Source organism: Stenotrophomonas sp. GbtcB23 (assembly GCF_019091045.1).
Taxonomy (GTDB): domain Bacteria; phylum Pseudomonadota; class Gammaproteobacteria; order Xanthomonadales; family Xanthomonadaceae; genus Stenotrophomonas; species Stenotrophomonas rhizophila_A.
The window spans coordinates 1-8,089 of the sequence record NZ_JAGXKC010000065.1; the positions used below are offsets into that span (position 1 = coordinate 1).

The following is an 8,089-nucleotide window of genomic DNA, read 5'->3' on the forward strand; positions in this document are numbered from 1 at the left end:
GTCTGCGTCATAGGTATTAGACCCTGCAAGGTGCAGCCCTGTGACGCCGTCTCCCGCAGCATCGGGCTGATGCCCCCTGCACTCGAAATACTCGAAAATCGCCTTGGCAACCCGGAGATCACGGTCAATGACAAGAAGGCGCATGTCAGGACTGACGGTAGCCGAGAAGCCGAAGGGCATTGAACACCACCAGCAACGTCGAGCCCTCGTGCACGGCTACGGCGGGACCAATGCCAAGACCCATGATTGTGGCTGGAACGAGCAGTGCGACAACGCCAAGGCTGACATAGACGTTCTGACGGATCACCCCTCGGGTGCGACGACTGAGCTCCACAGCGAAGGCAACCTGTTTCAGGTCCTCGGACATGAGGGCAACATCAGCAGTCTCCAGCGCGACATCGGAAGAGGCCGCTCCCATCGCAATACCCACACTTGCACTGGCCATTGCAGGTGCGTCATTTACGCCGTCGCCCACCATCGCCACCCGCTCCGTCTCTTTTAATTGACGGATCGCCTTTACCTTATCGTCGGGCATGAGATTGCCCCATGCCTCGTCCAAACCGACGTCCCTTGCTACAGCTTGGGCAACAGTCTGATGGTCACCGGAGATCATGATCATCCGCTGGATGCCCAAGCTCCGTAACTTTTCCAATGCCTCACGTGCCTCTGGGCGCGGCGTGTCCATCAGCCCGATGATGCCCAGGTCCCGGTCGCCCAGGCGAACCGCCATGGTCGTTCTCCCAGCTTCGCGCAGTACATCGATAGCAGACTGCGCGTCAGTGGTGAGAGCTCCAATGCTACCGTTACCGAACATCTCTGCTTTTCCGATCCAGGCGCTGATGCCGTTCACTTTTGCCTGAACGCCGCTCCCCGCAAAGTTCGTAAGATCCGTCGCGCCCGTCACCTGGATGTCGCCCAGTCGAGCGCTCCCGTCGCGAACGATGGCTGCAGCTAACGGGTGGTCACTGAGGGCCTCTACGGCCACCGCAATTTGGAGCAACTCTTTCTCCGTTGCCCCCTGCATGACCTTGATATCGGTGATGCGCGGCTTGCCTTGGGTGAGCGTTCCGGTCTTGTCAAACGCGATGGCGCGGATCATTCCTAACTCTTCGAGCGGCGCTCCACCTTTGATGAGTACACCACCACGTGCGGCTCTTGCGATCCCCGCCAGAACAGCACTTGGCGTGGCTATGGCCAGTGCGCAGGGGCTCGCTGCTACCAAAACTGCCATAGCACGATAGAAGCTGTCACGGAATGGCTCATCAACCACAACCCAGGAGAAGAGAAGGAGTGCAGCCAGAATCAATACCGCAGGAACGAACACTCTCTCGAACTTGTCCGTAAAGCGCTGCGTGGGCGACTTCCTCGTCTCAGCCTCACTTACCATCTTGACGACGCGAGCGAGGGCGGATTCCCCTGATCTACGCGTGACTTCAACCTCCAAGGCGCCAGAGCCATTGATAGTGCCGGCGAAAACACGTGACTCCATTGCCACCGAATCAGACCGAACCCGTGCCAGGGCAGGGTCACTGACTGCCAGCTTATCGACCGGGATGCTTTCCCCGGTGACAGGGGCTTGGTCAACGCTGCTAGCCCCTTTGATAACGAATCCGTCCGCCGGCATCCGGTCATTGGGACGTACGACCACGACGTCTCCAGGTATCAAGGCTTCAACCCGGACTTCAACCACCCGTCCATCCCTCAGTACCTTGGCGGTCTCGGGGGCAAGCTTGGCGAGAGCTTCGATCGCACGCTTCGCCCGGCCCATCGCGTAATGTTCAAGGGCGTGACCGAGACTGAAGAGGAACAGAAGCAAAGCGCCTTCGGCCCATGCGCCGAGCGCGGCTGCGCCTGCCGCTGCAACCAGCATCAGCGTATCGATCTCAAAGCGCTTTAGCTTGATATTCCCGATCGCCTCGCCAAGCGTGAACCAGCCGCCAAAGACGTAGGCTGCTACGTAAAACGCTGTGGGAATCCAGGGCGTTTGGGTCAACCCAAGCTTTTCAATCGCAAATCCCACGATCAGGAGCAGGCCGCAAGCAAGTGAGAAGATCAGCTCACTATTGCCACCCAGGAGGCCCCCGTGGGAATGACCGGGGTCCTGTCCGTCCTTGTGATCGTGTCCTTCGCGCTGATCCTTCAAATCTCCCCTCGGACTCGGTGGCTCTTGCGCTACACCCAGCGCGTCAAGCTTCGCTCTCAGCTCCGCCTCGCCTGTCTTGGCTCTCTCGTACTCGATACTTATGCCGCCAGCTGGGCTGGTGGTGGCTTCAATGACGCCTGGTACGGCCTGCACTTGCGCCGCAATTGTCCTTGCCTTTCGTGCGTGAACGGCCGAACCAAGCTCCAAGAAAAGGTGGCCATACCGATCACCCAACTCAACGCCCATGGATGCCGCCACCTCTCGCACTCGCTGAAGCGAGACGATCTCGGGGTTGTAATGAATGCAGAGCATTCCGAGAGCTCCCTCGCCACCCTCGCACGCGTGCACGCGCGATACTCCGTTCATTTCCTCAAGGCCATCGACCAGCCTCTGCACGCAGCTGTCGTCGCGAGCGACGCCTGGGAGTAGAAGCGGCAGTTCGATTTCTGTGGTCAGGTTCATGTGTTCCCTCCAACGTCATAAGAATGGATCGGGAAGTCCGGCAGGCAGATGCGCTGCCGGACCCAAACATTCCATCAATCAGTGGGCAGTTTCCGGTTGCCCTTTGGGATCTGGCTTGGACAAACGGCCCGCAAATGTCGGCAGCACAAGCAGTGTGAGCACTGTGGCGGTCAACAGGCCGCCAATGACCACCGTCGCGAGAGGCTTCTGCACCTCAGCGCCAGACCCACTGGCAATGGCCATAGGAATGAAGCCGACGATCGCCACCAGCGCGGTGGTCACGACAGCGCGAATTCGGCTGCCGGCGCCGTTCATTGCCGCGATCAGTGGACTGTCACCAGCATCAAGCCTCTCTCTGATGGCTTGCATGAGCACCAATCCGTTCAGCGTCGCAACACCCGATACAGCGATGAATCCGACAGCGGCCGATACCGAGAACGGCATACCACGCACCAGCAATGCGAGAATTCCGCCAACTAGGGCAAGCGGGACGCAGGTGAACACCAAACCCGCCTCCTTTGCACTGCCCAATGCCATGAACAGGAGGCTGCCGATCAGCAGGAAGACAATCGGAACAACTGTCATGAGTCGCTTTTCAGCCCGCTGCAAGTTCTCGAACTGACCGCCCCACGTCATGTGCGCGCCCGGTGGAAGCTGTACGTCCTTCACCGCCGCCTGGGCCTCTCCCACAAACCCGCCCAAGTCACGACCGCGAACATTTGCCTGCACCACGACACGGCGGCTTCCGTTGTTTCGACTGATCTGGTTCGGCCCCTCGCTGATCTCGATGCGTGCGACAGAGGAGAGCGGGACGATGCCCCCAGTAGGCGTTGCAATCGGCAGCGATGCGAGCTGATCGGGGTCATTGCGTGCGTCGTCGCTGAGGCGAACAACAACATCGAACCGGCGGTCACCCTCGAAGATCTTGCCTGCCGCGGCGCCGCCAATACCGGTTGAAAGCGCGTCGCTTACGTCCGCCGCCGTGAGGCCATACTGCGCTGCTGCAAGATGATCGATCGCCACATTGAGGGTGGGTAGGCCGGAAATCTGCTCAACACGGACATCTGCCGAGCCCTGAACGTTTCTTAGCTTCAGCGCGATCTGGTCGGCAACAGCTTGCAGTTGTTCGAAGTTGTCGCCGTAGATCATGACGGCCAAGTCCGTACGTACACCTGAGATCAGCTCATTGAAGCGCAGCTCGATGGGCTGGCTGAATTCAAAGCTGTTGCCTATCTGCGAGGCGGCGATCTTTTCAAACCTCGCAATCAGATCCTCCTTGCTCAGGGAAGAGTCTGGCCACTCCTTTCTTGGCTTAAGTACGATCACACTGTCGGAGATGTTGGTCGGCATGGGGTCGATAGCTGCTTCTGCGGTACCGGTCCGCGAGAAGACCGTCACGACCTCTGGTTCAGCAGCAATAGCCTTCTCCAGCGCCAACTGCATAGCCAACGATTGCTCAAGCGACGTCGATGGCACACGCAATGCCTGCATGGCGAGGTTTCCCTCATCAAGGGTTGGCATGAACTCTCGACCCAGCATCGTAAAGCCGACCACGCCCATCCCGAGCATCAAAAGGGCGCTAGCGAACACTGCCTTGGGCCTACGAATCGCCGCTTGGATCGCCGGTTCAATACGGCCGCGCAGGACGCGGATGATTGCTGTCTCATGTTCTTCGTCCTGGTCGCCCTCGTGTCCCTCCTTCTTCGCATGGAGCTTGGGTTCCCTGACCAGCAGGGCAGCCATCGCCGGTACGAAGGTAAAGGAGAAGATGAACGCGCCAACGAGGGCGAGCATGAAGGTGGCGGCCATCGGGTGGAAGGTCTTGCCTTCCACACCTTCCAACGTAAGGATCGGTGCGAAGACCAACAGGATGATCACCTGGCCGAACGCTGCAGGACGCGCCATCTTCCTCGCCGAGTCGGCGGCCACACGCAGTCGCTCCATTGCATTGAGGGGTCGGCCAAGTTCGGCACGCCGCTTCCCAAGCATCAGCAGGGTGGACTCGATCACAATTACCGCGCCATCTACAAGGATGCCGAAGTCCAGCGCTCCCAAGCTCATCAGGTTGCCGCTGATACCGAACTTGTTCATGCCGATAACAGCGAACAGGAACGACAGCGGAATAACCAAGGCGGTGATGGCTGCCGCACGCAGGTTGCCTAGCAGCAGGAACAGCACAACGACGACCAGCAGGGCACCTTCGGTTAGGTTCTTGGCGACAGTCTTGACAGTGGAGTTAACCAGCACACTACGGTCCAGCACTGGCTCTGCGAAGATCTCGGCGGGTAGGGATTCATTGACCTGTGCCAGACGCTCAGCAGCAGCTTGAGCGACGGTGCGGCTGTTGCCGCCAGCGATCATGAGTGCCGTGCCCAGTACTGCCTCATGACCGTTTCGGCTAGCTGCACCAAGCCGTGGGGCGCGCCCCATCCCGACCTCGGCAACATCGGCCACCCGGATCACCACGCCGTCCTTGGTGGCAACCGGCGACTGAGCCAGGTCGTCGGTCGTCAGGGCAAGGCCGTCGGCCCGAACGACCAGTCCTTCGCCCGCACGCTGGACGAAACCGGCACCAGCCTGGACGTTGGAGCGTTCCAGAGCTTGGACCAAATCGGCCAGACCCAGGTTGTATGCCGCCAGTCGAGCGCTGTCGGGGTAGATGCCGTATTCCTTGACGTAGCCACCTACGGTATCAACACCGGCCAGGCCGGGGCTGGAGCGCATCTGTGGTGCGATGATCCAGTCCTGGACAGTACGCAGGTACGTTGCGCGCTCCTGGGCGGTTCCAAGTCGATCGCCCTCTGGTGTCAGGTAAACCTCACCTTCTTGCCAGCCAGCCTGGCCGGGCTTGGCTAGCTTCTTGGGGTCAAATGGCTTGAAGTCCACCGTCCACATGAGAACCTCGCCCAGCCCGGTTGTAACCGGGGAGAGCATGGGGGACACGCCCTCGGGCAGATCTCCGGCAGCCTCCCGCATCCGCTCTGCCACCTGCTGGCGGGCGAAATAGATGTCGGTCTGATCAGTAAAGATCGCCGTGACCTGAGAGAAGCCATTGCGTGACAGGGAACGAGTGGTGTTCAGACCCGGGATTCCGGCCAAGGCCGTTTCCAGAGGATAGGTAACCTGGCGTTCAATCTGCTCCGGAGTAAGGGCAGGTGCGATGGTATTGATCTGAACTTGGCGGTTGGTGATATCTGGTACAGCATCGACTGGCAGCTTGCTCAGTTGGAACAAGCCAAAGCAGGCAATCAATGCAGCCAGAAACACCACGAGCCAGCGGAACTTGACCGCTGCTTCAATGATGATCTTGAACATGGTGTATGAGTTCCCTTAGTGGCCGTGCTCGGCTTCACCCTTGGCCAGTTCGGCCTTGAGCAGGAAGGCATTGGCGCCTACGAGGCGCTCACTACCCGTCAGGCCGCTAAGGATTTCGATTCGATTACCTGCACGACGGCCAGCGAGTACCGGCGTTGCCTTGAAACCACCCTCGACGGCAACGAAGACAACACTTCTGCCATCAACGCTTTGGACCGCATCTGCCGGCACGCTCATGCCTCCGGCGGCGCCATCGGCGATGATGACGGCCGAAACGGGGGAGCCGGCCGGTGGCAACTTCTCCGAAATTGGTTTGGCGCGAATGGTCGCGGTGCCGCCCTGCTGCATCACATTCGCAGCGGCGGCAATGACCTCAGCTTCGAAGCTTCCGCCCGGGCCAGTCACTTCCAGCTTCATTCCGGGCACCGCGAGAGTGGCCAGTGCTGGCGGCGCAGTGAATACGAGTTCATTCATGTCGGGATTGGAAACCTCCGCAACAAGCGTCCCAGCTGAGACGACGCCACCGGGCGTCACTTGGACGTTGCCAACCAAGCCAGCGACAGGACTCGAGATGGTCACCCGGCCGGAACTGTCCGGAGACCCGCTGGCCGCAACCTGCGCACGTGCAGCACTAGCGGCAGCATCCGCGGCCAAAGATCGCGCACGCGACGCCTCCAGCTCCTGGCGTGCCACTACGCCTTGCTCGACAAGGGATTTATCGCGGCCGTAGGCCAGGCGGATGGCTTCGGCCTCCGCCGCTGCGGCAGTAGCGGCGGCCTTGAACGTCGCGGCTTCTCCACTGACAACGATCACCAGGGGCTGGTTGCTCTTGACGGCCGTACCAGGTGCAACAAGCACGCGTTCAACGCGGCCGGTGACCGTTGATGCGATCGCAGCACGCCCCCCGATGGCCGGCTCGACGCGCCCAGCTAGGCGGGTCGATGCGCCACCGCCGCGCCCGACAGCCACCACGCCGATGCCAGAAGCCTTGATCTGGTCAGGGGTCAGCTTGACTACACCTTCCTCGGCCTCCTCTTCGCCGTGATCGCCATCGCCATCACCCTCACTGTGCGCCTCGGCGGAGCCCGGCTTAGCGTCAGCTGCGTGATCGTCGTGACCGTCATCCTTGCCAGCCGGCTTCTCTGCCTGGGCACCACTGGATTTAGCATCCTCCTGGGCACCGCCACTGCATGCGGTCAGCCCGCCGGTCATCAGCAAGGTAGCCAACAGCGTCGCTCCGATGAGCGTTTTGTTTCCGTACTTGTTCATTTTGCCTCCACAAACGGTGCGCGCCCTTCAAGGCGGGCGAGGTCGATTTCTGCTGCCACCCGGCTAAGACGGGCATCCACAGCACTGCCACGAGCAGCGATCAGGGTTGATCGCGTGCTACGCAGCTCCAATTGCGATATACGACCTGCCTCGAATCCGATGCGGGCCAGCCGATAGGCTTCGTCTGCAGCTTGTACGCTCTCATCTGCGGCCCGTGCGCGGCTGTTGGATGCTTTGAGACTCGCAACTGCCCCCAAGCGGGCTGCTTCACTGTCACTCTTCTGAGCAACCAGAACCGCTTCGGCAGCACGTTGTTCCGCGTAGGCGGCCTGGATCGCACCGCGGTTACGGTCAAATAGGGGGATCGAAAGGCTGATGCCCACGTTGTAGGCCTGGTCGCCTGCTTGGCGGAAGCGCGTCTGAGCCACGGACGCACTCAATTGTGGCAAGGCACGCTTGCGCTCGACATCTATAAGGCGACCGGAGGCCTCCGCTTCAGCCTGTGCAATGCGAACGGCAAGCGGGGGTGCCTCAATAGCGACTGGGTGAGAGGGCACGCGGTCAAGCAGGCTTTCACCGATGTCGGTCAGGGGACTGTCCACCAAGGACACCCCGGCCAGGCGCGCAAGCGCCGCATCCCGGTAGGCCTCGGCCTCATCCAGGCTTGCCTTCGCATTGGCGACCTCGCTCCGTGCCTGCACACCGCGCAGGTTGGGCTCACGGCCCTCGCTGACCATCGCAGCCACGGCCTTAGCGTCCTGTTCAATCAACGCCAATGCTTCGCTGGCCAGTTCATAACGGCGCAACGCAGCCTCTGCTTCGGCATATGTTGCCGCCAAGCGCCCGGCTGCGTCACTGCGCATCAGATCACCCCGTAAGCCTGCCGCGCCTGCCTCCGCA

The 8,089-nt window shown here is 60.8% G+C and carries 4 protein-coding genes; all 4 read right to left on the reverse strand.

Features of this window, described 5'->3' with window-relative positions; all coding sequences use genetic code 11:
- Positions 1-145 precede the first annotated feature (145 nt).
- A complete protein-coding gene (locus KVS69_RS17055) occupies positions 146-2,605 on the reverse strand; it encodes a heavy metal translocating P-type ATPase (RefSeq protein ID WP_102789636.1) in 2,460 nt (819 codons plus the stop codon).
- A 78-nt stretch (positions 2,606-2,683) separates the two neighbouring features.
- On the reverse strand, positions 2,684-5,920 hold the full coding sequence (locus KVS69_RS17060; RefSeq protein WP_101098472.1) for a CusA/CzcA family heavy metal efflux RND transporter: 3,237 nt from the start codon (positions 5,918-5,920) through the stop codon (positions 2,684-2,686).
- Between the two features lie 15 nt (positions 5,921-5,935).
- Positions 5,936-7,132 (reverse strand): efflux RND transporter periplasmic adaptor subunit, encoded by a 1,197-nt coding sequence (locus KVS69_RS17065; RefSeq protein ID WP_315387860.1) that lies wholly within the window; start codon positions 7,130-7,132, stop codon positions 5,936-5,938.
- A gap of 53 nt (positions 7,133-7,185) precedes the next feature.
- A partial coding sequence (locus KVS69_RS17070; protein WP_217539112.1) for a TolC family protein occupies positions 7,186-8,089 on the reverse strand: 904 nt, incomplete at its 5' end.